The 22484-nt window shown below is 58.1% G+C and carries 26 protein-coding genes and 1 pseudogene; 9 read left to right on the plus strand and 18 right to left on the minus strand.

The genetic code is table 11. The features are described 5' to 3' along the window. The gene (locus tag ACYVI2_RS23700; protein ID WP_415816850.1) at window positions 1–705 is read right to left on the minus strand and encodes an SDR family oxidoreductase; all 705 of its coding nucleotides are present in this window, start codon (window positions 703–705) and stop codon (window positions 1–3) included. Window positions 706–816: 111 nt separating this feature from the next. On the opposite strand from ACYVI2_RS23700, the gene ACYVI2_RS23705 reads away from it, so the two are divergent. From ACYVI2_RS23705 to ACYVI2_RS23720, 4 genes are all read left to right on the plus strand, one after another. Further along, the gene (locus ACYVI2_RS23705) at window positions 817–1314 is read left to right on the plus strand and encodes a hypothetical protein (protein WP_415816852.1); all 498 of its coding nucleotides are present in this window, start codon (window positions 817–819) and stop codon (window positions 1312–1314) included. 382 nt (window positions 1315–1696) lie between these two features. Next, window positions 1697–2110 (plus strand): VOC family protein, encoded by a 414-nt coding sequence (locus tag ACYVI2_RS23710; protein ID WP_415816854.1) that lies wholly within the window; start codon window positions 1697–1699, stop codon window positions 2108–2110. A gap of 192 nt (window positions 2111–2302) precedes the next feature. Next, window positions 2303–3031 carry a lytic transglycosylase domain-containing protein gene (locus ACYVI2_RS23715; protein ID WP_415816856.1) on the plus strand — a complete coding sequence of 243 codons (729 nt, stop codon included), beginning with the start codon at window positions 2303–2305 and terminating at the stop codon, window positions 3029–3031. Window positions 3032–3285: 254 nt separating this feature from the next. Beyond that, window positions 3286–3867 (plus strand): SMI1/KNR4 family protein, encoded by a 582-nt coding sequence (locus ACYVI2_RS23720; protein WP_415816858.1) that lies wholly within the window; start codon window positions 3286–3288, stop codon window positions 3865–3867. Window positions 3868–3879: 12 nt separating this feature from the next. On the opposite strand, the pseudogene ACYVI2_RS23725 reads toward ACYVI2_RS23720, so the two are convergent. After that, window positions 3880–3954, minus strand: a pseudogene (locus ACYVI2_RS23725) (arsenical resistance protein ArsH); the annotation flags it as partial. Between the two features lie 4 nt (window positions 3955–3958). Next, window positions 3959–5146 carry an MFS transporter gene (locus ACYVI2_RS23730; protein ID WP_415816860.1) on the minus strand — a complete coding sequence of 396 codons (1188 nt, stop codon included), beginning with the start codon at window positions 5144–5146 and terminating at the stop codon, window positions 3959–3961. A 91-nt stretch (window positions 5147–5237) separates the two neighbouring features. Here ACYVI2_RS23730 and ACYVI2_RS23735 point away from each other — a divergent pair, with 91 nt between their 5' ends. Then, complete coding sequence (locus ACYVI2_RS23735) at window positions 5238–6032, plus strand: AraC family transcriptional regulator (protein WP_415816862.1); 795 nt, start codon at window positions 5238–5240, stop codon at window positions 6030–6032. Between the two features lie 43 nt (window positions 6033–6075). Here the strand turns inward: ACYVI2_RS23735 and arsH are convergent, their stop codons facing one another. The 10 genes from arsH to ACYVI2_RS23785 form a co-directional block, all read right to left on the minus strand. Further along, window positions 6076–6801 (minus strand): arsenical resistance protein ArsH, encoded by a 726-nt coding sequence (arsH, locus tag ACYVI2_RS23740; RefSeq protein ID WP_415816864.1) that lies wholly within the window; start codon window positions 6799–6801, stop codon window positions 6076–6078. After that, window positions 6794–7219, minus strand: a complete 426-nt coding sequence (gene arsC, locus ACYVI2_RS23745) for an arsenate reductase (glutaredoxin) (RefSeq protein ID WP_415816866.1) — start codon at window positions 7217–7219, stop codon at window positions 6794–6796. The genes arsH and arsC overlap by 8 nt, the downstream gene beginning before the upstream one ends. 145 nt (window positions 7220–7364) lie before the next feature. Then, on the minus strand, window positions 7365–8444 hold the full coding sequence (arsB, locus tag ACYVI2_RS23750; RefSeq protein ID WP_415816868.1) for an ACR3 family arsenite efflux transporter: 1080 nt from the start codon (window positions 8442–8444) through the stop codon (window positions 7365–7367). A gap of 60 nt (window positions 8445–8504) precedes the next feature. After that, window positions 8505–8999 carry an ArsI/CadI family heavy metal resistance metalloenzyme gene (locus ACYVI2_RS23755; RefSeq protein WP_415816870.1) on the minus strand — a complete coding sequence of 165 codons (495 nt, stop codon included), beginning with the start codon at window positions 8997–8999 and terminating at the stop codon, window positions 8505–8507. 13 nt (window positions 9000–9012) lie between these two features. Further along, entirely contained in the window at window positions 9013–9339 is a 327-nt protein-coding gene (locus ACYVI2_RS23760; RefSeq protein WP_415816872.1) for an ArsR/SmtB family transcription factor, read from the minus strand. Between the two features lie 162 nt (window positions 9340–9501). Then, window positions 9502–9669 carry a hypothetical protein gene (locus ACYVI2_RS23765; protein WP_415816874.1) on the minus strand — a complete coding sequence of 56 codons (168 nt, stop codon included), beginning with the start codon at window positions 9667–9669 and terminating at the stop codon, window positions 9502–9504. Between the two features lie 288 nt (window positions 9670–9957). Continuing rightward, window positions 9958–10422, minus strand: a complete 465-nt coding sequence (locus ACYVI2_RS23770; protein WP_415816876.1) for a DUF6644 family protein — start codon at window positions 10420–10422, stop codon at window positions 9958–9960. Then, complete coding sequence (locus tag ACYVI2_RS23775) at window positions 10422–10805, minus strand: DUF6152 family protein (protein ID WP_415816878.1); 384 nt, start codon at window positions 10803–10805, stop codon at window positions 10422–10424. The genes ACYVI2_RS23770 and ACYVI2_RS23775 overlap by 1 nt, the downstream gene beginning before the upstream one ends. A gap of 171 nt (window positions 10806–10976) precedes the next feature. After that, window positions 10977–11924, minus strand: a complete 948-nt coding sequence (locus ACYVI2_RS23780; protein ID WP_415816880.1) for a helix-turn-helix domain-containing protein — start codon at window positions 11922–11924, stop codon at window positions 10977–10979. 137 nt (window positions 11925–12061) lie between these two features. Then, the gene (locus ACYVI2_RS23785; protein WP_415816882.1) at window positions 12062–12466 is read right to left on the minus strand and encodes a RidA family protein; all 405 of its coding nucleotides are present in this window, start codon (window positions 12464–12466) and stop codon (window positions 12062–12064) included. A 261-nt stretch (window positions 12467–12727) separates the two neighbouring features. On the opposite strand from ACYVI2_RS23785, the gene ACYVI2_RS23790 reads away from it, so the two are divergent. Beyond that, on the plus strand, window positions 12728–13078 hold the full coding sequence (locus ACYVI2_RS23790; RefSeq protein WP_415816884.1) for a type II toxin-antitoxin system Phd/YefM family antitoxin: 351 nt from the start codon (window positions 12728–12730) through the stop codon (window positions 13076–13078). Here ACYVI2_RS23790 and ACYVI2_RS23795 read toward each other — a convergent pair. Together ACYVI2_RS23795 and ACYVI2_RS23800 are read right to left on the minus strand one after the other, a co-directional pair. Then, entirely contained in the window at window positions 13063–13695 is a 633-nt protein-coding gene (locus ACYVI2_RS23795; RefSeq protein WP_415816886.1) for a Vgb family protein, read from the minus strand. The two genes, ACYVI2_RS23790 and ACYVI2_RS23795, sit on opposite strands and share 16 nt — an antisense overlap. A gap of 85 nt (window positions 13696–13780) precedes the next feature. Next, window positions 13781–15016: a helix-turn-helix domain-containing protein gene (locus ACYVI2_RS23800; RefSeq protein ID WP_415816888.1), complete on the minus strand. Its 1236-nt coding sequence runs from the start codon at window positions 15014–15016 to the stop codon at window positions 13781–13783. Between the two features lie 343 nt (window positions 15017–15359). On the opposite strand from ACYVI2_RS23800, the gene ACYVI2_RS23805 reads away from it, so the two are divergent. After that, window positions 15360–16583, plus strand: coding sequence for a pyridoxal phosphate-dependent aminotransferase (locus ACYVI2_RS23805; RefSeq protein ID WP_415816890.1), 1224 nt, complete (start codon window positions 15360–15362; stop codon window positions 16581–16583). Between the two features lie 61 nt (window positions 16584–16644). Further along, on the plus strand, window positions 16645–17790 hold the full coding sequence (locus tag ACYVI2_RS23810; protein WP_415816892.1) for an alpha-hydroxy acid oxidase: 1146 nt from the start codon (window positions 16645–16647) through the stop codon (window positions 17788–17790). A 123-nt stretch (window positions 17791–17913) separates the two neighbouring features. On the opposite strand, the gene ACYVI2_RS23815 is transcribed toward ACYVI2_RS23810, so the two are convergent. Further along, window positions 17914–19119, minus strand: a complete 1206-nt coding sequence (locus ACYVI2_RS23815; RefSeq protein ID WP_415816894.1) for a M20 aminoacylase family protein — start codon at window positions 19117–19119, stop codon at window positions 17914–17916. Between the two features lie 181 nt (window positions 19120–19300). On the opposite strand from ACYVI2_RS23815, the gene ACYVI2_RS23820 reads away from it, so the two are divergent. Next, on the plus strand, window positions 19301–20422 hold the full coding sequence (locus tag ACYVI2_RS23820; protein WP_415816896.1) for an NADH:flavin oxidoreductase/NADH oxidase: 1122 nt from the start codon (window positions 19301–19303) through the stop codon (window positions 20420–20422). Window positions 20423–20519: 97 nt separating this feature from the next. Here the strand turns inward: ACYVI2_RS23820 and ACYVI2_RS23825 are convergent, their stop codons facing one another. Then, window positions 20520–21527 (minus strand): Bug family tripartite tricarboxylate transporter substrate binding protein, encoded by a 1008-nt coding sequence (locus tag ACYVI2_RS23825; protein WP_415816898.1) that lies wholly within the window; start codon window positions 21525–21527, stop codon window positions 20520–20522. An 18-nt stretch (window positions 21528–21545) separates the two neighbouring features. Beyond that, complete coding sequence (locus ACYVI2_RS23830) at window positions 21546–22484, minus strand: polysaccharide deacetylase family protein (RefSeq protein ID WP_415816900.1); 939 nt, start codon at window positions 22482–22484, stop codon at window positions 21546–21548.

The following is a 22484-nucleotide window of genomic DNA, read 5'->3' on the forward strand; positions in this document are numbered from 1 at the left end:
TCACACCGATCGCGTCAATCCGCCATCGACTCGAATATTCTGGCCAGTGATGTACGCCGCGCCTTCGCTGGCCAAGAATGCCACCGTCGCAGCAATCTCATCGCTCGTGCCATAGCGTTTCAATGGCACGTTATCACGGCGCTCATCGCGCTGCGGCAAACTGTCGATCCAGCCCGGCAAGACGTTATTGATACGAATATTGTCCTGGGCATACGTATCGGCAAAAATCTTGCTGAACGCTGCCAACCCGGCGCGAAACACCGCCGACGTCGGAAACATATCGCTAGGCTCGAATGCCCACGCGGTGGAAATATTGATGATCGCGCCGCCTTTCTGTTTCTGCATGACCGGGGTCACCAGGCGAGTCGGGCGGATCACGTTCATCAAATAGGTGTCCATCCCCTTGTGCCAGTCATCGTCGCTGATCTCCAGAATCGGCGCGCGCGGTCCGTGCCCGGCGCTATTGACCAGCACGTCGATCCGATCCCATTTTGCGATGGCCGCATCGACCAGACGGCGCAGATCGTCATTGGACTGATTGCTGCCCGTGACGCCGATGCCGCCCAGTTCCTGGGCCAATGCCTCGCCCTTGCCGGACGACGACAAAATCCCCACCTTGAAACCGTCCGCAGCCAGGCGTTTGGCTGCCGCCGCGCCCATTCCGCTGCCGCCTGCGATGATTAGCGCTACTTTTTCTGCTGTCATTGTGGGTGACTCCTGATGTTCTAGACCCTATATCGTAAAGGGTAGGGGGAGACTCGTGATAAATTCCCCCACCATCCACATGTTTCGCGACCTTTTTACTTGGCGATGTCAGTGACTTCTAAATCCAGTAATCAACCCGTTCGGCAGTTTGCAGCGACTATCGGTGCGTTTTGCGTCGGTTTGACCTTGATGGTTTCTGCCGCCAATAGCCTCGCACAAGCAGCAGCCGGCGCTGAAGTCGCACAGACGCTCTCGTCCATGGGCCGTCCGGCACCAGGTACCGACACCTTTGGGCAGCCGCAGTATGTACTCTCCGGCGAGCCGATCGTGCCGCCGCGCGATTACAGCAAAAGCATCGAGGTCCCGCAGCCGCAGGACTACGATCCCCGGGCGGTCGGCATCATCTACGACGTCTGCTTCCTGGGCATCGAAGACGGAAATATGCAGTTCGAGATCCGTGGCTTTTCCGCCGAGGACCTGGATTTGCCCGAAAGCGGCCAGACCATGGAGTTTCCTGCGGATCAAAAAACCATTGTCATCCGCGACCTGACGATCGAAATCGATGAGGTACTGCCGGGCAGTTTGACGTACGTGGTTCGACGGTCGTGATCGCTCAGCGGCTGCATGCCGCGGCTGCATGTCGCAGTTGACCATCAATCGTTGAACTACGTATACTGCTCGGGCTGCTTGCCAATCAAGCAGCCGTAAGCGTTACCGTCATCCAACGCGTCCTTTTCCGAGAGGAGTCCAGCTGGACAGTTCTCGGTTAACCTGACGCCGTTTCGATGACAGCATTTTTCATCTGTCCGGGCTCCAGCCGGACCCGAACATTTCCCCCGATTTCATTGGCGCCTTTTGGTGATTTTCATCGCCGATGGCTGCTTTCGCGCGGCTATGTCCTATACGGCATACCCGGGCAAAGCAGGGGAGCAGCAAGATTCTGTCGGTCTGATGCGGCTTCAAAAGCAACTCACTCATCAAGACTTAAATCATGAACCTTACTGATAACACCTTTCCAGTCCAGTGCAAGGGTCTGTTGAATCATCTCAGCTTTCCGACGACAGACCCGATGGCCACCGCTGTTTTCTTCCAAAAGTATTTTGGATGCGAGATTGTTGCCGCCGGCGACGCCATCCTGCTCAAGCGCGATGGCATGGATATCGTGCTGGACCACACCTCGAGTCCGGTCCAGTGGCCGGGCAATTTCCATTTTGGCTTCGAGGTCGCTACGCTGGACCAAGTACGCGAGCTATATCGCGTCTTTAAAGAAGACGGCGTCAAAATGGAGACCGAAGTCTTCAACAACTCCCGCGGATCCCGCTTTTTTTGCTGCACTCCCGAAGGCATCCTGATCGAAGTAAATACCCGAGAGGACAAGGAAGACGATTGGCGTAAGTTGTTTTAGAAAGCCCAACGGTTGAAAGTTAGAGACAACCACGGTCGCTAGGCATTGATCCGTGTCATGGGCACGGATCAATGCAAATAGCCTCGATCAAATAACTGTCACATTTCTGTCGTAGCATCGGCACCCGACGCAGGGGCAGTACGCGCTCGCGGCGTAAAACTGTATCCAGATGACACGACCGGGGAGGGCACATTGAAAAGGAAATCGTGGCGCAATACCGCCGGACTTTTCATCGCCGGTTTGATCTTGCTGGGGTTGCCGCCCACGGCATTGGCCCAGACATCGAAAACCAAGGCGAAAACAAAAACAACGGCCAACAAGCACCATGCGCCCGCACCACCTGCCATGCAGATCATCGAAAACGGTATTGTCGTTGCCGAGATCAACCTCCATGGCGGTGAGCTGGTGTTGTCGTATCCGGCGCCTACAGTAGCAAAAACCGCTAAAGCCGCTAAAACAGCGCCCCGGCAACCGCCATCGCAAGCGATCCACGACCCAGTCCGGCTCTATGATCCGGTGATCCGAGAGGCCGCATGGCGTTACGGTATGGACCCCGACTTGCTGCACGCGGTGATCAAAGTGGAGTCCAATTACAACCCACATGCGGTTTCGCCCAAGGGCGCTACGGGTTTGATGCAAATCATGCCGGCCACGGGTGTCGAGCTGGGTTTCGCCAATCCGCGCCGGGATTTATTGATTCCGGCCAACAACATCGACGCGGGAGCCCGGTATCTGGCATGGCTGAAGGATCAATTCGACGGCGATCTGAGTCTGGCGCTCGCCGCCTACAACGCCGGCATAGGGGCCGTGGCGCGGAACCAGGCGCTGTCCAATTATCCCGAAACTAGCAAGTACGTCAGGTCTGTCTTGGACCTGTACCGTCAGGCTGAGCTGACCGCCTTGCTGCGTGCACGCTATTAAAACGATTCTAGGAGCCTGAGTCCTCGAATCCTGGGCAGGGCGGTCGCATAGTCACGCCGTAGCAGGCCTGTGCATGGCCTTGCTGCTCCTCCTGGGACTTGGCGGTGCAGGTGTCTACGCCAAGCCGCGATGAAATGCGCAGCGTGCGCATGGCGCGTGCGGGCGCTAGCGTCTGAGAGAAGGTATAGTGATGCGCCCTCAAGGTTCGCGCCTTTGCGGCGAACCAGGATTTGTCTTTGATTCAGGAAGTTTGCATGACCATGACCGCCGAACAGTTTCACGAACGCATGTGGGAGATCCTGGAACTCGTGGACACTGACTATTTCGAGGCCCTGTCCGCACCCGCGCCCGACGCGAAAGCGATCGCCGGCCTGGAGGCCGCTGTCGGTTTTCCGCTGCCGGCGGCGTTTGCGGCCTTCTGCCAGCGCAGCAACGGTCTGTCCGTGATAGCGCGCGAAGAAGTCTGGCCGTATGCGCAGGAATTCGAGGTGGGCCCCGCCTGGACTTTCTGGCGTGGCCTGGTGCTGCTGGGTATCGATGCGCCGGAGTTGCCCGAATGGGCCAGCATTTCGGCGCATCAGCGTCAGCTCGCCGAGGCCGGTTTGCCCGGCATCCTGCCCGTGCTGAAGATCGTCGGCGACGGCGGCCGGATCTGGGGGGTGGATCAGAAGGGGACAGTCGTCGTGATTGATGACTTGACCGATCCAGAGCCGCTGACGGGTGACCTCACCGACCTCTACGCCGAGCAGATCGCCGATCTGGTGCAACGCCAGCAGGATATGGCGCTGCGATTGACCGAGCGCGCGACGCGCAAGAAACCCAGGTTGCCGGGATAGCGGGCAGCAAGTGGTTGGGCGCACGGCGCCGGTCGACAACAGTATCCAATCAATCTGGGTTTTCATCAGGCCTGTCATTGCGCCATGACAATCATGCCGCGTGGCTTATCTTTTGAGCTCGACCAGCTCGCATGCCGATGACCACCGCCAGTAGCGCCAGCACAGTGCACAGTCCAAGCGGAACGTCCCACCCGCCCAGCGAGTCGTGCAGTGCACCCATGGCCATCGGGCCTGCTGCGGCCAGCAGATAGCCGATACACTGCGCCATTCCAGACAAAGCTGCCGCTTGCTGCGCGGTAGTCGTGCGCAGACTGATAAAGGCCAAGCCAAGAATGATGCCTGCGCCAGTGCCTATACCGAACAGGACCGACCACACGAACGCGAACTCGGGTGCCGCCATGAAGCCGGCAAGCGCGATGGCCGAGCACAGCGCAACCACCGCCGCCGCCAAGCGCTGGTCCCGCATTCGACGCATGATCGGTGCGAGCAGAAAACCAGGTATTGCCGTGGCCAACTGCAATACGCCATGCAAGGATCCTGCCTGGTTTGGCGACATTCCCGATTCCGTCAGGATGGTAGGCAGCCACCCAATCGCCACGTAATAAATCGTCGAATTCAGGCCAAGGAACAGCGTGACCTGCCACGCCAGGGCGGAACGCCAGACCGTGCCGCCATGAGGCGGGGTGGCTGTACCTGGAGCGGGCCGCGAATGCCCCGCCAATTGAGCGGACCACACGGCGATCGCCGTCACCGGCAGAATAAGAAAAGCCAACAGGGCCGTGTTCCATCCCCACGTCTGTGCGAGAGGAGCAATAGCGGCTGAGCCTAGCGCGGCCGCAACGCCCATTGCGAGCGCATACGCGCTCGTAATCGCCGTGACATTGTGCGGAAAATCGCGTTTGACCAAGCTTGGCAGCAACACGTTTCCGACAGCAATACCCATTCCGATGATCCATGTGCCGAGATACAGGCTCCAGATCGACCCGGCCGACCGGATCGCGATGCCGGCGGTGACCGCGATCATCGCACCGAACAACGTGCGCTCTAACCCGTACTCACGGGCAAAAAGCGCGCTGAAGGGTGAAAGCAGGGCGAATGCGAGCAAGGGAAGGGTGGTGAGGGCGCCGGCGGCCGTCGTGCTCAGTCCCAGGTCGGTGCGAATCGCGTCCAGGAGCGGAGGCAATCCCGTGATCGGCGCGCGCAGATTTGCGGCAATCAAGAGGATTCCGATGAACAGAATAGGGTACGTTGAGGCTCGACTGCGTGTTGATGTCGTCATGGAGTTTCAAGGAAACACTAGGGAATTCCCTGACTCTACCTCCCAAGACAGTGATCATAATAGAGAATGAATGACAATTAATCGCTAAAACATGACAACTCGTGCTCCGTTAGATCAGACGCTATGCCATTTCGACCCAGACGAGAGCGACCGGCCTGTCATTGCCTGGCGCATCGAAGTCGAGCAAAACGATGCCGAACAACCCGTGCATATGCATCGCAAAGGTCAGCTCATCATGGCATTGCACGGTGGCGTGACGTGCGAAGTCCCACAAGCGATGTGGATGGTTCCTCCGCATCATGCGGTCTGGATACCGGGCGGAATGCCGCACAGCAATCGGGCTACCGACAATGCTCGGATCTACTTTCTATTCATCGAGCCGGCAGCTGCCCGAATGCCGCAAGAATGCTGCACGGTGGCAATCTCTCCGATGGTGCGGGAAATGATCAAGTACCTCGCGGATCTAGGGCCCGACTACCCAGACGAGGGTCCGACCGCCAGATTGGTAGCAGTGCTGCTTGATCAGATTTCGGTGGCGCCTGTTGAGCAACTGCATCTCCCGATCTCGCGACATCCCAAGATCCGGCGCATTACCGATGCGCTGGCCACAGATCCGTCTGATCGGACGACTTTGGCAGATTGGGGTGACCGATTGGCGATGAGCGAACGAACCTTGGCGCGTTTGGTCATCCGAGAAACAGGGCTAACGTTCGGGCGCTGGCGACAACAGCTTCATCTCATCGTTGCCTTGCGTCAGTTGGCGGCAGGAGCGACAGTGCAGCAAGTTGCCGGGAATCTCGGCTATGACTCGGTCACGGCGTTTATTACGATGTTCAAGAAGGCTCTGGGGCAACCGCCGGCGCAGTACTTTTCTACGTTGCGGTAAAAGCAGGGGCGCGTGGCTTGGTCTATCGTTACAGATCAAATGCTCAGATGGATTGTTGGTTCAGCCGCTTTGAGAGTGCAGCGGACGTTTCTTTACGTTCGCTATAACGGTCCAACAAATACGGTTCGATATCGCGTGTGAGCAAAGTGAACTTCATCAGTTCCTCGACGACGTCGACGATTCGATCATAGTACGGGGACGGCTTCATCCGCCCGCTGTCATCGAATTCCTGATAAGCCTTGGCCACGGAAGATTGATTGGGAATCGTCAACATCCGCATCCAACGCCCCAGCACTCGCATCTGGTTCACGGCATTAAAGGACTGCGAACCGCCCGACACCTGCATCACCGCGAGCGTCTTGCCTTGAGTGGGGCGCACGGCGCCGGCTGACAACGGTATCCAGTCGATCTGCGTCTTCATTAGCCCTGTCATGGCGCCGTGACGTTCGGGTGAGCACCAGACCATCCCTTCAGACCACTGGGCCAACTCGTGCAGTTCTTGTACCTTTGAATGCCCTTCGCTGGCAGCGTCATCTACCAACGGCAAACCTGAGGGATTAAACAACCGGGTTTCGCCGCCCAAGGCACGAAGCAACCGCCCGGCTTCCTCGGCGACGAGGCGGCTGTAGGAACGCTCGCGCAAGGAACCGTACAGCAACAGAAAACGCGGAGCATGAGTGGCCCGTTGCAGAGGAAACAACGAGGCCTCGTTTGGTGCTTGGAACAATGAGCCGTCGACGTTCGGCAGATCTTTCAGGGCATCAGACACGTCGTCCCTCCGCGTCGATGACCGGCTCACCGTCTTCTTTGTTGAAAGCACCGCGTTGCGGCTGGGGCAGGATGTCCAAGACAGCCTCCGAGGGCCGGCACAGGCGGGTTCCCATCGGCGTGACGACAATCGGGCGGTTGATGAGAATAGGGTGTTCGAGCATGAAATCTATTAATTGCTCATCGGTCCACTTCGGATCCGACAACCCCAACGCATCGTACGGCGTGCCTTTTTGGCGAAGGACATCGCGTACGGGAGTGCCCATGGCAGCGATCAACGCCCTGAGCGTTTCCCTGTCGGGCGGGGTTTTCAGATACTCAATGACGTGTGGCTCCTCGCCACTGTTTCGAATGAGGCCCAATACGTTTCGAGAGGTGCCACAGCCGGGGTTGTGATAAATCGTGATTGAACAACTCATAAAATGCCTCTTGTTTCAAAACTAAAATTTCAACGCTGTGCTGATGAACCATGTCGAAGCGAAGACAAAGGCGAGGAGGGGGGTTGGCAGTGTTTGGGCTGTTGCCCACGTTGCCAACGTCACGAACAGGAGCAGCGCGCACAAATCAATTCCGCTTGGCGCCGGCGTCGTACCAGTCTTTGCTTTGGTTGACGATCCGCACGACGAGCAACATGACAGGAACCTCGATCAGCACGCCCACGACGGTCGCCAGGGCGGCACCGGACTGGAAGCCGAACAGGCTGATCGCAGCAGCGACGGCCAGCTCGAAGAAGTTGGACGCTCCGATCAGCGCGGATGGACACGCGATGCTGTGCTGCTCTCCGACGCGGCGATTGAGCCAGTACGCCAGGCCCGAGTTGAAAAATACCTGGATGAGGATGGGCACAGCCAGCATCGCGATCACCAACGGCTGGCCAATGATCGCCTCGCCCTGGAACGCAAACAACAGGACCAGCGTCAGCAGCAAGGCCCCCATCGAGAACGGTCCGATGCGTGCCAATGCTGCCTCAAAAGAGGCTTGCCCTCGACGTAGCAGTGCACGGCGCCACCATTGGGCAAGGATGACGGGAATCACAATGTACAGTCCCACGGAGACGAGCAGCGTGTCCCATGGCACCGTGATGGCCGATAGGCCCAGCAACAGCCCGACAACCGGCGCAAAGGCAAACACCATGATGGTGTCATTGAGGGCAACCTGGGACAGCGTGAAGACTGGATCACCACCCGTTAATCGGCTCCAGACGAAGACCATGGCCGTGCAAGGAGCAGCAGCCAGGAGGATCAGACCTGCGATGTAGCTATCCAGCTGGTCGGCAGGCAACCACGGGGAAAAGATCTGCCGGATGAACAGCCAGCCCAGAAAAGCCATGGAAAACGGCTTTACGGCCCAGTTGATGAACAGCGTCACGCCGATGCCGCGCCAGTGTTGTTTGACCTGTCCCAGCGCGCCGAAGTCCACTTTCAACAGCATCGGAATAATCATGACCCAGATCAGAATTCCGACCGGCAGATTGACCTGGGCGATTTCTAGACTCCCTATCGCTTGAAACACCGTGGGCATGAACTGCCCAAGGACAACGCCCAACACGATGCAAAGAAAAACCCACAACGTGAGGTAGCGTTCGAAGGCGTTCATGTGGGAAGGCTGGCGTGAAGCGATTGCTGCTTGTGCACTGGAAGACATCGACTTATTCCGGGGTTTTGCCGATGCCGCGCAGTTGGGACTGGAGTGACATGGGAACTCCTAGCAGCAACGGGTGGTGGAATTGACCATCGGAGAGCAGCAACTGGTTGGTGCCGGGATTTGGGCAGGCGTCGGACAACAGGCACTTGTTGTTGGTGTGCCTGCGGACTCCTCGCGCGACTGGCCATACACAGGGATCGTGCCGAGCGTGTGGAAATGTTCCCACGCCAGGCCCTGGGGATCAGTGACCCAGTATTTATCACTACGGGCGTAGCAACATGACGCCATTCCCTGGTCTTCCAGAACAAGACTCGCCGCCTCTGCCCGAGACTTCAGCTCAGCGAGTTCGTCCGCGCTCTCAGCCTGTATCCCGAAGTGATCCACTCCGTAGCCCGACCCTCTGGTGGATATCGCGAAATTCACGGGGGGATCGTCGAGCATCCACTTTGCGTAATCTGACTCAACCCGAGCAGGATCCCGGGAGAACAATTGCGAGTAAAAGCCGATGTTCTTGGCGAGATCATCGACGTGCAAATGGACATGAAAACGCTTCATGGACAACTCCTCATCAGCAGGAAGTGCAGGCGCCGGGATCGGACGCCTCACATGGCGCACCTTGACAGCAGTGCTCGGTGAGATAGCCGAGCAACCCGTTCATCTGGGAAAAATCGGCGCGGTAGATCAGGTTGCGGCCCTGTTGTTCCACCGTGATCAACCCTGCATGCGATAGCTCCTTTAGATGAAAGGACAGAGCATTACGGGCGACGCCGAGCTGATCAGCCAGGACGCTGGGAGTGAGGCCAGACGGACCCGCTACGACCAGGGCGCGAAATGTGCGCAACCGTTGGTTGTGAGCCAGGGCACCGAGTGCAGAGATAGCTTGATCTTCATTCATAATTCAATAATACATCAATCATTGAATTATAGGGAAAGCTTGTTTCAGTGTTGAACGACACGCGAAACTAGGGGTGCAAAGATGGGCCTGACCCAGGTCAGGCCGGTTCAGCGCCGCCGTCAGGCGGGCTGAAGGATGCCGGTGGCGAACTGCTGTCGGAAATTAACCCGAGTGCGGGCGCTTGCCGGGATTTTTCTTGTGGTGGGTATGCGAGCCACGCTCCAGGCTGCTACGCTGGCCGCCGCCTTGTTTCTTAAAGGTCACGCCCTTGGGAGCGGCGGGAGCGGGAGTGCGCTTGCGGTCGGCTTCCGTAACGATCTTATTGCCCATGGAAATCTCTCTAGTTTGGTAAAACCCGCTATTGTTCCACATTCAGTCGGTTTTTTCTTGCGAAGCAGGAAACAAGGCAGCGGAAATCATTGCGGTTTGTCTTGAGCGTGCAAACGGACGGGTGTGGCTGGCGGGGTTCCCGATTCCGTGCAAATTCATTACTTTACATAATATACATTATGCGGTTATTAGATAGGCATAAAGCCGACCTCATTTCGACCGCCTGAAATCATCTGCCGTGTCCCTTTTGACTCGTTTTCGTGCAGATCCTGGCCAATACCCGGCGCACTATAAAAAACCGATCCAACGTCCCGCAACGATGGCACCCAGCCAGACAAACAGCGACATAGCCGCGTGCAGCCTGACTCTTGCTGGTATCGCCTCGCTTTGCAAGGCCTGACTCCATAGGCCCCCGTAATGCAGCCACAGAGCATTAGCGATTCCCAAGGCCAGCAATCCCAGCTTTGCGAGAAACGCAGAATTATCCAGGTAGTTCTGAGGATTGACGGCGAACAGGCACACCCCTGTTAACAGCGCCGCTACGAGCCCCGCAGCCGCCAAGCGCGATAGATAAGGCCCTGCCGTGGCCAGTGGCAGCGTGCGTGCAGCCCCCAACAAGCGCAAATCCAGCGCCGCGACAGCGCCAAAAAGCAGGCCAATCGACGCGACATGCCCTGCGTTGACCAGCAAATAGGCGGTGCCGGAACGACGCAGCATCCCTGCCAGGGGCCAGCCAGCAATCCAGTCCAGCATTATTTTTTAATGCGGTCCGGATAGATATCGTAGGTTTTGCCGCCTACGGTGATTTGCACTGCCTTCATGCGTTTTTCCGCATGGTCCTGCGCGCGGTTGCCTGTCGCGGTAATAGCATCGCCTGGTTTGGCGGATGATTCATCAAATCCGGCGCGGCTGGTCTGGGTGGGATTGCCCAGCTCTACGCGCCACAATCCATCCTGAGTTTCGACATCCAGCCAAGGATGCGGCGGCGCGACCTGCACTTGCTTGACCGTACCATCCAGCTTGATTTGCTCGGCGTCGGCCCATGACCAGCCGTGGTGCGCCAGCGCCTGTGGCGCGGCAATGAAGACGGAGACAGCCGTGCACAGAGTGCTGGCTGCGATGAGGCGGTGAGACATGACGACACCTTTGACGTTGTGCTCCACTATCCATCAACTGGCAATAAATCGTCGCCAGCCGGCATGTAAAAGACTATAGCGCAGTCTTTTTTGCCATTGCGTTTCAAGGGGGCACGGCCAAATGGCAGGAGGACAACTCCCCTGCCCTTGTCCGCCATTTCCTGGCAGTCGTCAATCTGCCGGCTGGTCGCCCAGGTGGGCCATTCGAAATCCGCTCGGCGTAGTCCCGTATTGCTTTCTGAACGCGTGATTGAAATTCGATATGTCATTAAAGCCGCAGGAATACGCGATCCTGGAAATCTTTTCACGCGAGCATATGAGCTGGGCACGCGCCGCCGTCAAGCGCTCTGCCAACAAAACACTGGAAAAACTGCTCCTCGATTCTTGCAAGATTTTTTGGATCGATCGGCCTGACGTCTTCAATTGCGCGGCAACATCATCCAATGACAAATCGGACTTTGTCGCGTTGCGGCGAATGAATTGAATAATGGCATCGCGTTGAAATTCCCGCGGCGTCATGCCTATATTCTGGCCCCGTGCAGTGATCTTTAGCAGGTTGCAGACGTTCTCGATGAGCAATTCCACATCATCGGCTTGCAGCTCATGTTGGCCTGTGGCCAGCTCCGTCAGATAGGTGTGGAACATCGCAGCGTAGGGTTGCTCTGGCGACAATGGCAGGCTACGAACGCGCTGCAGAACGGGTAAAGCTTTCTCGACCGTCGCTGCAGGGAGGTTCGCCACAATGCGGCGCACATCCTTGTTAAACCGGACCCGCATCGACTCCCGGCCATCGATGACTGTCAGATCACCGGACCGGGCTAGGATGCGGCGGCCTGCCTGCGTAATCTCTGCCGTGCCTTCGATCTGCCAACTGACTAGATAACCTGACGCGCCGGCGTTGGCGAAAGATTCCTTTTTTCCAAGCACATCATGGGGTTTTGACCAGAAGGACGCGCAACGGATGCCGTCGTATTGCCTAGCGTCTATCTTGGCTGCGAAATCCGTGTCAGACAGCCTCTCAACCGACACGCTATGGATGGTCCGCGAAATGAATTCCCGCCAGGACTCCGCGCGTACGGCGGCCGGCATGGAATCGGTAGAGAGGCTGATGACATTCATTGGGGCCTTTGCCGGAGGAAACGCTGTAATGGGATCGGTAAAAAAGCCCCCCATGTTACGTGTCGTTTTGTTTCCGAGGCAATAACGCTCAAGCGCGCATAAATGTCGCCTGCGCGCCTGAAATACGACCCCTGCCCTCAGGCGCTCGCCGTTTCCGGCAGCTTGGCGATCACCTTGATTTCGAACTGAAAACCGGCCAACCAGGTAACGCCGACAGCCGTCACTGTCGGATACGGCGCCTTGCCCCAGTATTCTGCGACTACAGCCCAAGCTCGTTCGAAATGCGTCTGCGGGTCCACCATGAACACCGTCACGTCGATGACATCGTCAAAAGTGCAGCCGGCCTCGGTGAGGATCGCATTGAGATTTTTGAACGCTAGCCGAACCTGGTCATCAAGATCCGGCTCGGGAGAGCCATCGGGCCGGCTACCGACTTGGCCAGACACGAACAACAGGCCGTTGGCTCGGATGGCGGGGGAATAACGATGCAATTCGTACAGGGCATGGCGTTCGGGCGGGGTAACTACGTCGCGGGTGGTCATCTGACAGATTCCTTAAAGTGGTTGCAGGTGCAGTCACTATATAAGTCCGTCATTCATGGATAAATATCCAAAATTAGAAAATATTATTCTCCTCATCGGGATAATAAAGGCGTCCTGCGGCTGGGGCATAGCACCCGTAGCAAGGTCTTCGGGACGAGGAACGGTCTGAAAAGCACACCATTCTGAGCGCGCAGGCCTAAGAAAAAACTAAATTTAGACTAAACCAAGTCCACGGCACCCGACAGGATCGCCATCAAAACCATGAAATGGTCCACCCAAGTGAAACCCATCTCGTATCTCAAGAGGCACGCTGCAGAGATCGTCACGACGCTTACCGAGACGCGTGAGCCTTTGCTGATTACGCAGAATGGCGAGGTCAAGCTTGTCGTAATGGATGTTCAGAGCTACGAACAACAAAAACAGACAATAGCCCTGCTCCAATTACTGGTCCAAGGTCGCAACGAGATCGAAGGAGGCCGAATCACCCCCGCATCGGAGGCATTCGCGCAGATTGACGCGCTGGATCAGAAGGACGCCGATAGAGATCGGGGCGTCATGCCTTTCAGGCTGGCGCATGCGCCGCCCCGAAGCCCCGATCATTTCGAACGATGAACGACACGCAGCTTGCCGCTGGCGCCACCACCGCAAAAGAACTGACCGTCCTTGCCCGCCTCTAGCCCCGATACGCCCGTACCGGCCGGCATAGCCAACACGTCCATGACTTCCCCAGTATCGGGATTGACTCGCCGAACGTCGCTTTCGTCGTTCTCCCATGTCCCGTGCCAGAGTGCGCCATTGACCCAGGTGACGCCAGTGACCATACGCGTGGATTCGATCGTACGTAGGATGTCGCCCGTCTCTGGATCAATCTGATAGATCTTGCGCCCCTCATATTGCCCCACCCAGAGTGAGCCTTCTGCCCAGGCCAATCCCGAGTCGTCACCTTTGCCTGGCGCGGGGATGACGGAGAGCACTTCGCCGCTCGCCAGATCGAGTTTCTGGATACGGCCGTCGGCGATCTGGAAAAGATGCTTGCCGTCAAACGCGGTTCCTGCGTCCGCCTTGACATCAAGGGTGCGTACCATTTCGCCCGTCTCCGCATTGAGGGCGAGCAGCCTGTCGTCCGTGGCAAACCAAACGAGACTGCCATCGAACGTCACGCCGTGAACCCGGGGTGCCCCCGGAAACGGGCCATATTCCTGCACAATTTCAGCTTGAGCGTGTTTCATTGCGTGTTCCTCCCTACGCGATCTATCACGTTTGAGTTGCCCGGTGGACAGTGTCCGTCCGGAATCGAGAACCGTTAGACACAGTCTAGTCGCCTGCCAATAAACCGGGGAGTAACAAGGTTGTCGGGAATCCCGGCACGGATGCCGCCATCCAGCGTCGCGCGCGGCCGGCGCCAAAATACTGCGCCTTGCCGGCAGTGGCGAGTTGTTCCAGTGCTCGCTGCACCGTCCGTGGGCTCGCATTCAGGGCAATGGCCAAGGCTGAGCTCGACCACGCCTCACCATCGCCCAGCAACGTCAGAACAGCCGCATTCCTCTCGTCAGCGATGGGCGCCAATACGATGACCTGCTGTGCGTCATGCGGCACCAGCACGAAGCCTCGGTCGGTCGCGTGCACCTGCGCAACGTGGCGAAGCGCCGTGCGCACACGCCCTATTTCCACGCGCAATCGAGCGCGATGAGACTCATCGGTGTGTCTGGCCCGAAATGCGCGTAACAGCAGCGTCTCTCGGGGGACGTCACGCGGTGATGCTTCGCCCAGGCAGCGGATCAAGGCGAACAGCACGGGACGTGTCGCGAGTTGGATCGTTGTCCGGCCACCCTGCACAACGTTGCGGCATGCGTCGATCACGAGCGCATTGGATGCCAGCAGCGTTTGCACGTCCTCGAGCAGCATGAGGCGCTCGTGGCCACCGTCGATGGCACGTGCGGTGGGTATCTGCAGAACGCGAGCCGCGGTTTCGACTTCGATGCTTAGAGCGGCAATATTGGCTTGTCTGGCTGAGTCGGCCGCCCGATCGAAAGCCGCGCGTGCTTCGTCGATCTCTAAACGCCGGATGGCAATGCCGGCGAGCGTCAACTCGTAGGCCGCTCTTGAGGCGGGCGGCAACAATGCAGGGGAAAAGCCCGCCAGCAGTTCCGAGGCCTCGTTCACCCTGCCGATCAATAACAAACGCCGGGCGGCCAGATTGCGTGCATGGGCGGCGTTTGTGGTGTCGCCATGCCGTTCCAGCGTCTGCCAAGCCGTATCGAGCGCATGGACAGGCCAATTGAGGTCGCGTGAAACCAGTGCGATCTCGGCCTGTGCAACGACGCAGCGTGCACGAGCCACTTCGGCCTTTGGGCCGAATGCTCGCTCTGCGCTTTTGAGTAGCGACTTGGCCCGTTGGAAATCCCCCAGTTGGGCCATGGCGATACCGCGCAGCGCCAATGCGGGCGGGTCGTCGCGTAACGCAACGTGCTTGAGCGCGTTGAGCACGTCGCCGCCGGCCAATGCTTGCGCGGCTGCCTTGATCGGATGCTGATCGCTAGGTGGGCACATGTTTGGCATTGTTACCCGACGGGAACCGGCAGGCAACACACTGACCTAGGAGTCAATGCGCATCGATCCATTGCCGTAGCGCATCATCCCGAATCGAAAGCAGCTCAAAACAGGGTTGATTGACGTTTTGTGTAGAAAGCCTATGCAGTCTGATCGATATATGGGGTACGGATCTTCCCCATGCCGCCAGCCCCGGGTTGATCAATTAATAAGCAAGTGCACGCCCTGGCGGGGTAATACGGCGTCCGTCATCGGTACCGCCCCGGCCCGACGGAAACGAAGCCCGCCCGCGATGGTTTATTATTTCGCGCAGATCTCTCTCTGCTCTCTGGAATGTTTCCGCGTGAAAACCATCGACAAATCCTCCAAGCTCAATAATGTTGCATACGACATCCGCGGCCCCGTTCTGGACCGAGCCCGCGAGATGGAGGAAGCCGGGCAGCGCATCATCAAGCTGAATATCGGTAACGTCGCCGCGTTCGGGATTCAGCCGCCCGACGAAATCGTGCAGGACATCATCCGTAATGTGGCGGATGTGGCAGGCTACACCGACAGCAAGGGGCTGTTCGCCCCGCGCAAGGCGGTGGTGCACTATATGCAAAGCAAGGGCGTCAACGGCGTCGACGTCAACGACGTCTATCTGGGCAACGGGGCATCGGAACTCATCTCTATGAGTATCAACGCCCTGCTCAACGATGGCGACGAACTGCTGATCCCCTCGCCCGATTTTCCGCTATATACGGCCGTGACCGGTCTTTCTGGCGGCCGCCCCGTGCATTATTTGTGCGACGAGGGCTCGGACTGGATGCCCGATACCGCGGATATTCGCGCCAAGATCACGCCTCGCACCCGCGGCATCGTCGTGATCAACCCGAATAATCCTACTGGGGCTCTGTATTCCCGCGAGGTATTGCTGGACATCATCCAGATCGCGCGCGAACACAATCTCGTTATCCTGTCGGACGAGATCTATGACAAGACGATCTACGAAGATCTGGCCCACGTCAGCATGGCGTCGTTGGCCGATGATGTGCTGATCCTGACCTTCAACGGCCTGTCCAAGAACTATCGCTCCTGCGGTTACCGTGCGGGCTGGATGGTGGTCTCGGGTGACAAGCGGCCGGCGCAAGGCTATATCGAGGGGCTTAATATGCTGGCCTCGCTGCGCCTGTGCTCAAATACCCCGGGCCAGCTCGCCATCCAGACGGCGCTGGGTGGATACCAGAGCATCAATGAATTGGTCGGCCCCACCGGCAGACTGCGCAGGCAACGCGACCTGGCCTATGACCTGCTCACCCAGATTCCGGGCGTCAGCGTGATGAAGCCCAAGGGCGCGCTGTATCTGTTCCCGCGGCTGGATCCGGCGGTTTACCCGATAAAAGACGATCAGCAGTTTGCGTATAGCCTGTTGGACGAGGAACGTGTCTTAGTGGTCCAGGGGACTGGCTTTAATTGGGCCAACCATGACCATTTCCGGATGGTGTTCCTGCCGAATGCCGAGGACTTGACCGAGGCCATCGGCAGGATTGACCGGTTCCTGGGGCGGATGCGCAAGGGCGGCGTCTGAGGATAGGTATTTCTCTATCCTGATTCAATAATAAATCCATCGAGAGGAGGCATCGGACGCCATGCGCCTGCAAAATTGCCACAATTTTCACGATTTTCGTGAGCTTGCAAAACGTCGTCTGCCCGGGCCGATTTTCAATTACATCGATGGGGCGGCGGACGACGAAGTCACTTTGCGACGCAATGCGGCGAGCTTTGAGCAATGTGATCTCGTACCCAATGTGCTGCGCGGCGTAACGGATGTGGACCTCTCGGTCACGGTAATGGGGCAGAAACTGGCGATGCCGGTATATTGCTCCCCTACCGCGCTGCAGCGCCTGTTTCACCATGATGGGGAAAATGCGGTCGCGGCCGCGGCGTCGAAATTCGGCACGATGTTCGGCGTGTCGTCGCTGGGTACGGTCAGCCTGGAGCAGATACGCAAGACCTATAGCGGCCCGCAGGTCTATCAGTTTTACTTTCATAAAGACCGTGGCCTGAATCAGGCCATGATGCAACGAGCGAAGGATGCGGGCGTCAACGTCATGATGTTGACGGTCGATAGCATCACGGGCGGCAATCGCGAACGTGATCTGCGCACGGGTTTTTCGATTCCATTCAAGTTGAACCTGGCTGGTTTGACGCAGTTTGCAATGAAGCCGGCCTGGGCGCTGAACTATCTGACACACGAGCGTTTTCGGCTGCCTCAGCTCGACGAGCATGTGGACATGAGCGGCGGCGCGATGTCTATTGGGCGATATTTCACCGAAATGCTGGACCCGGCGATGACCTGGGACGATGTGGCCGAGATGGTGAAACTCTGGGGCGGCCAGTTTTGCCTGAAGGGGATCATGTCCGTGGAGGACGCCAAGCGTGCGGTAGATATCGGCTGCACGGGCATCATTTTGTCCAACCACGGTGGACGTCAATTGGATGGATCTCGTTCGGGCTTTGATCAGCTGGCCGAGATTGTCGATGCGGTCGGTGACCGGATCGACGTGATGATGGACGGCGGTATACAGCGCGGCACGCACGTGCTGAAGGCGCTGTCATTAGGCGCCAAGGCCGTGGGTATTGGCAGGTTCTATCTCTACCCTCTCGCAGCGGCCGGGCAACCGGGGGTGGAGCGTGCGCTGGGTCAACTGCGCACCGAGATCGAGCGCGATATGAAGCTCATGGGATGCACGTCAGTGTCGCAGCTGACGCGCGAGAATTTGCGATTCCGTTGAACGATAGCTCCGCGTCTCGTGTGCGCGAATCCGCACGGTCTACGTTAGTCGCTAACGTAGACCTGCTCGGTAAACCTCAAGCGCTGTGTCTATCCAACGAGTCGCGTTTTCGCCGATACGCCATCACGTCGCGTCAACATCGATCCGCAAATAGGTTTCCACCAGACGGCTCCAATACGCCGCACCGATGACCAAGTTGTTGTCGTTGAAATCGTATTTCGGGTTATGCAAGCCGCGGCCGTCAGTCGCCGGCCCATTGCCCAGCCGCACGAGCGCACCGGGGCGGTGCTGGAGCATGTAGGCGAAATCCTCGCTGCCCATTAAACGCTTGGTTTGAGGCACAACCTGGTCAGCGGGCAACACCATACGTGCCACCTCGATCGCCAGATCATTGGCAGCGGCATCATTTACCAATACCGGGTAGCCCGCGACATAATCGATGTCTGCCGTGACACCCTGCGCGATGGCTGTGGACTGCACGATCTCGATGATGCGTTTCTTCAGCAGCGCGCGCACGTCCGTACTGAATGACCGGACGCTGATGCCTATTTCGGCGGAATCCGGAATGACATTGAGCGCCTGGCCAGCTTGCAGCCGGCCCACGGTGACGACTGCCGCCTCGTCGGGATCGACATTGCGGGAAACCACGGTCTGCAACGCCACCACGATGTGCGCCGCGGCGACCAAAGGATCTGCTGCTTGATGCGGCCGGGCAGCGTGGCCCCCTACTCCCTTTACCTTGATGAATACCCGGTCGCCGGCCGCCATGAAGGGGCCTTCGCGAAACAGCATCTGCCCTTGAGGCATGCCCGGGTGATTATGGATCGCAAAGACATAGTCGCAAGGAAACCGCTCAAACAATCCATCGTCGAGCATAGCGGTTGCGCCGCTATCAAAGCCACGCTCTTCAGCCGGCTGGAAAATGAGATGCACGGCGCCGTCAAAACGGCGAGTCTGCGCGAGGTGCTTGGCCGCACCCAGCAGCATGGTCGTATGGCCGTCGTGGCCACAGGCATGCATGACGCCATTGTGTTGACTGGCGTACGGCAGACCAGTTTCCTCGAGGATAGGCAAGGCATCCATGTCGGCACGAATGCCGATACTGCGAGCGCTGGAGCCGGATCGCAGGGATCCCACCACACCGGTTTTGCCGACGCCCGTGGTCACCTCATAGCCCCACTCTTTCAGTTTTTCCGCCACCAGCGATGCCGTCGCCTGCTCGTTGAAAGCGAGTTCCGGATGTTTGTGAATATGGTGCCGCAGCGCTCGCAACTCGTCGTCAAATGCATTGAGGTCTGAGATCTGGGTGGAATTTTTGATAGTGGGCATGGAAAGGACTTATGGCGATGAAATCGTTGTTTAGGTTACTTCCAGACGGTATCTGGTGCAAAACAGGCTGGAACTGAAACACTTACCGTTCACGCAAGTGAACTGCTATCTTTGGAAATTGACGGGTGGCACTGCATCCTTTCATCATTGACGCCCATATCGCATTCCGGAAAGAAACACAATGACCCAAGACAGCCCCACCGGCGCAGGCCCCCTGCTCTTTCAACCTATCTCGATCAACCAACTGGACCTGGCCAACCGGATCACCGTCGCACCCATGTGCCAATACTCGGCTACCGATGGACTGGCCAGCGACTGGCATCGCATGCATCTCGGCATGCTCGGCAGCAATGGGGCCGGACTCGTGATGCTGGAGGCAACGGCGGTGACAGAGGACGGCCGCATCAGCCCTGGATGCTTGGGTTTGTGGGGAGACGATCAAGGCCGAGCCCTGACCGCTACGCTCGAAGCGAGCCGTAGATTCTCGACAGGCGCTTTCGGGATTCAGCTGTCGCATGCGGGACGCAAAGGATCTACCCAAGCCCCGTTTCACGGTGGTGCCCGTCTGGATCATGGACAAGGGGGCTGGAGCACGCTGGCGCCTAGCGCAATACCCTCCCGGCCCTCCGATACTGTCCTGCCTGTCGAGATGACCATGGACGATCTCGCCGAGGTGCGTAAAGCATTCGTTCAAGCCGCTCGTCGTGCATTGGCTGCCGGCATCGAGCTCATCGAACTGCACATGGCGCATGGATACCTGCTGCATCAGTTCTTGTCTCCCTTGTCTAATCAGCGGTCGGATCACTATGGCGGCTCGTTGGAAAACCGCATGAGATATCCGCTCGAGGTCTTTGATGCGGTACGTCAGGCAATTCCCGCAGAGATCCCATTAGGCGTACGTGTGTCGGCAACTGACTGGGTTGACGGTGGTTGGAACGAGGATGAAACCGAGGAGCTATGTCAGCGATTGCTGCCCATGGGTTGCGATTTCTTTGATATTTCCTCCGGAGGATTATCCTCCGCGCAAAAAATCACGGTGCATCCGGGATATCAAGTCCCGTTTGCTGCGCGCATCAAAAAATCCGTATCCGTTCCTGTCATCGCAGTCGGCATGATCACCGAGCCGCAACAAGCAGAACAAATTTTGCAAGAAGGCAGCGCCGACATGGTGGCACTGGCCCGTCAAATGCTGTTCGAACCGCATTGGCCGTGGCGCGCAGCCGCGCAACTGAAGGGACAGCTGCAGATCCCGCCGCAATATTTACGCTCATTGGCCTCTGCGCCAGATATTGCAAAAGCATAGGCCGTTACGCCATCACGTTACGGCAATGCTGGCTGGCAGAGACATTCTGCCAGCCAGCATTCGCATGATGGATGCCAGTGATATCCCGGGTGCCGAGTCAGGAAACGCCAGTAGCGCCAACCAGTTTCACCAACTCGCCCCACTTTGCATACTCACTCTCAAAGAAGGCTCGCGTTTGTTCCGCCGTCATCGGCGCGTAGGCAGGAACACCCTCATTTTCTACGCGTGCATTGATGGTCGGATCTCTGAGCGAGGCTTGAATCGCCTCCCTCAATTGGGCCGCGATTTCGGCTGGCAGACCGGCCGGCGCTACGTATGCATTCCACGTGACGACATCAAAATCGGTATGCAGCAGTTCCTCTACTGTCGGTACATCCGGGGCGGCCTTCAGGCGCGCTTTGCCCGACACCGCCAACGCAACGAGACGCCCTGATTTGACCTGAGGCCCGACCACCGACCACGCGTCGAACGCGTAAGTCAATTGTCCGCCTGCGAGGTCCGTCAGTACCTGGGGACCTTGCTTGTACGGTACATGCACCGCCTTGGGTACCCCCAATTTCTGGGCCAGCACGTGGCACGCGATGTGGCTCGAGGTCCCCGTGCCACTGGATCCATAGGTCGCCGTGTCGGGATTTTTCCGCAAATGCGCGGCCAGCTGATCGAGGGTCTTGATGCCGGACTCGGCTGTGACAACCAATACGACGGGCACCTGAATCGTGACCGCCAGCGGCTCGAACGCCGTGCGCGGATCAAATGGCAAACTCGAGTACACATGCGGATTGATAGCGAACGAACTGGCGGTGCTATACAGCAAGGTGTAGCCGTCGGGTCTGGCCCGTGCTACGGCGGCCGCGCCGATGTTGCCGCCGGCGCCGGCTTTATTCTCGATGACCAGGTTCGCGTCGAGCTGTTTGGACAGCGTCGTCCCTATCATGCGCGCGATGATGTCCGTATTGCCGCCAGGTGCGAACGGAACGACGATGGATACCGGTTTGTTCGGATACTTCGAGGCCGCTTGCGCGCCGCGCCACGGCATCATGGCGCCAGCCCCCACTATCGGCAGACTCGCTAGTTGCGCACAAAACGTGCGGCGTTTTACGTTCATGGATTCCCCTTTTTTTGGTTACTTGCTCACGCTGGGGGCAAATCGCCCCACATGCGCACTGACATCGAAACGATTGGCATTGGCAGACGAACGGTGATACTCGGCAATCTCCATCGGCGTTGCCCACCAGACGTCTTTCGCTGCCGAGATATGCGCGAAAAATTTGTCCAACAGCCGCAGACGCTGTGAACGGCCCGAGATCCAGTCATGGACGGTGATCATGCAGAGCCCGCCCCACTCCCGCGTTCCCTCGAACTCTTCGATCCAGCTTTCCAGAACCGCGTTGGGATTGGCAGGATGGGTTTTGTCGCGAGGCCCGTTCGTATAGCGAAAATACAGCGCATCGTCGATGGTCCAGGTCACGGGGACTTGCACCAGGCCATTGATCGTGTACGGGTGATCGAAACCCATCAGCGAACTGTCGTAGGCGAGCTTTGCCCGTCTCAACGCGGCGAGGCTCTCAGGCGAGTGCTCAAATGAAGGTGCGCGATAGCCACGCACGGCATCACCGGTTTGAGCCCGAAACACCTCGATGCTGCGATTCAGGTAATCGTCCAGCAACGCATCATCGAGCGTATCCAGCCGCTCGTGGAAATAACCGTGATACCCGACTTCATGGCCTGCCTCCAACAGCGTGGGCAACAGATCAGGATAAGTCGCGGCGACGACGCCGGGCACGTAGAAGGCGCCCTTGATATCCCATTTTTTTAACAACGCCAAAATGCGCGCCACCCCTTGCCTGGGGCCATAGCGGCGCTGCTCCAGCTCACCCAGAGACTTGGTTTGCTGCTGTCGTGTTACCCAGAAATATGGAGACTCGGCATCCAAGTCCAGCGTGAAAGCGACGGCGCTGCGCTTGCCCGACGGCCAGGTGTAGTCCGGAAAAGAAATGCGACTGTCGTCGTGCATGTTCACGCAGGTCTCGTGCACGTTTGCAGGGCTCGGTGTGCTATTCAT

Source organism: Bordetella tumbae, assembly GCF_054780995.1.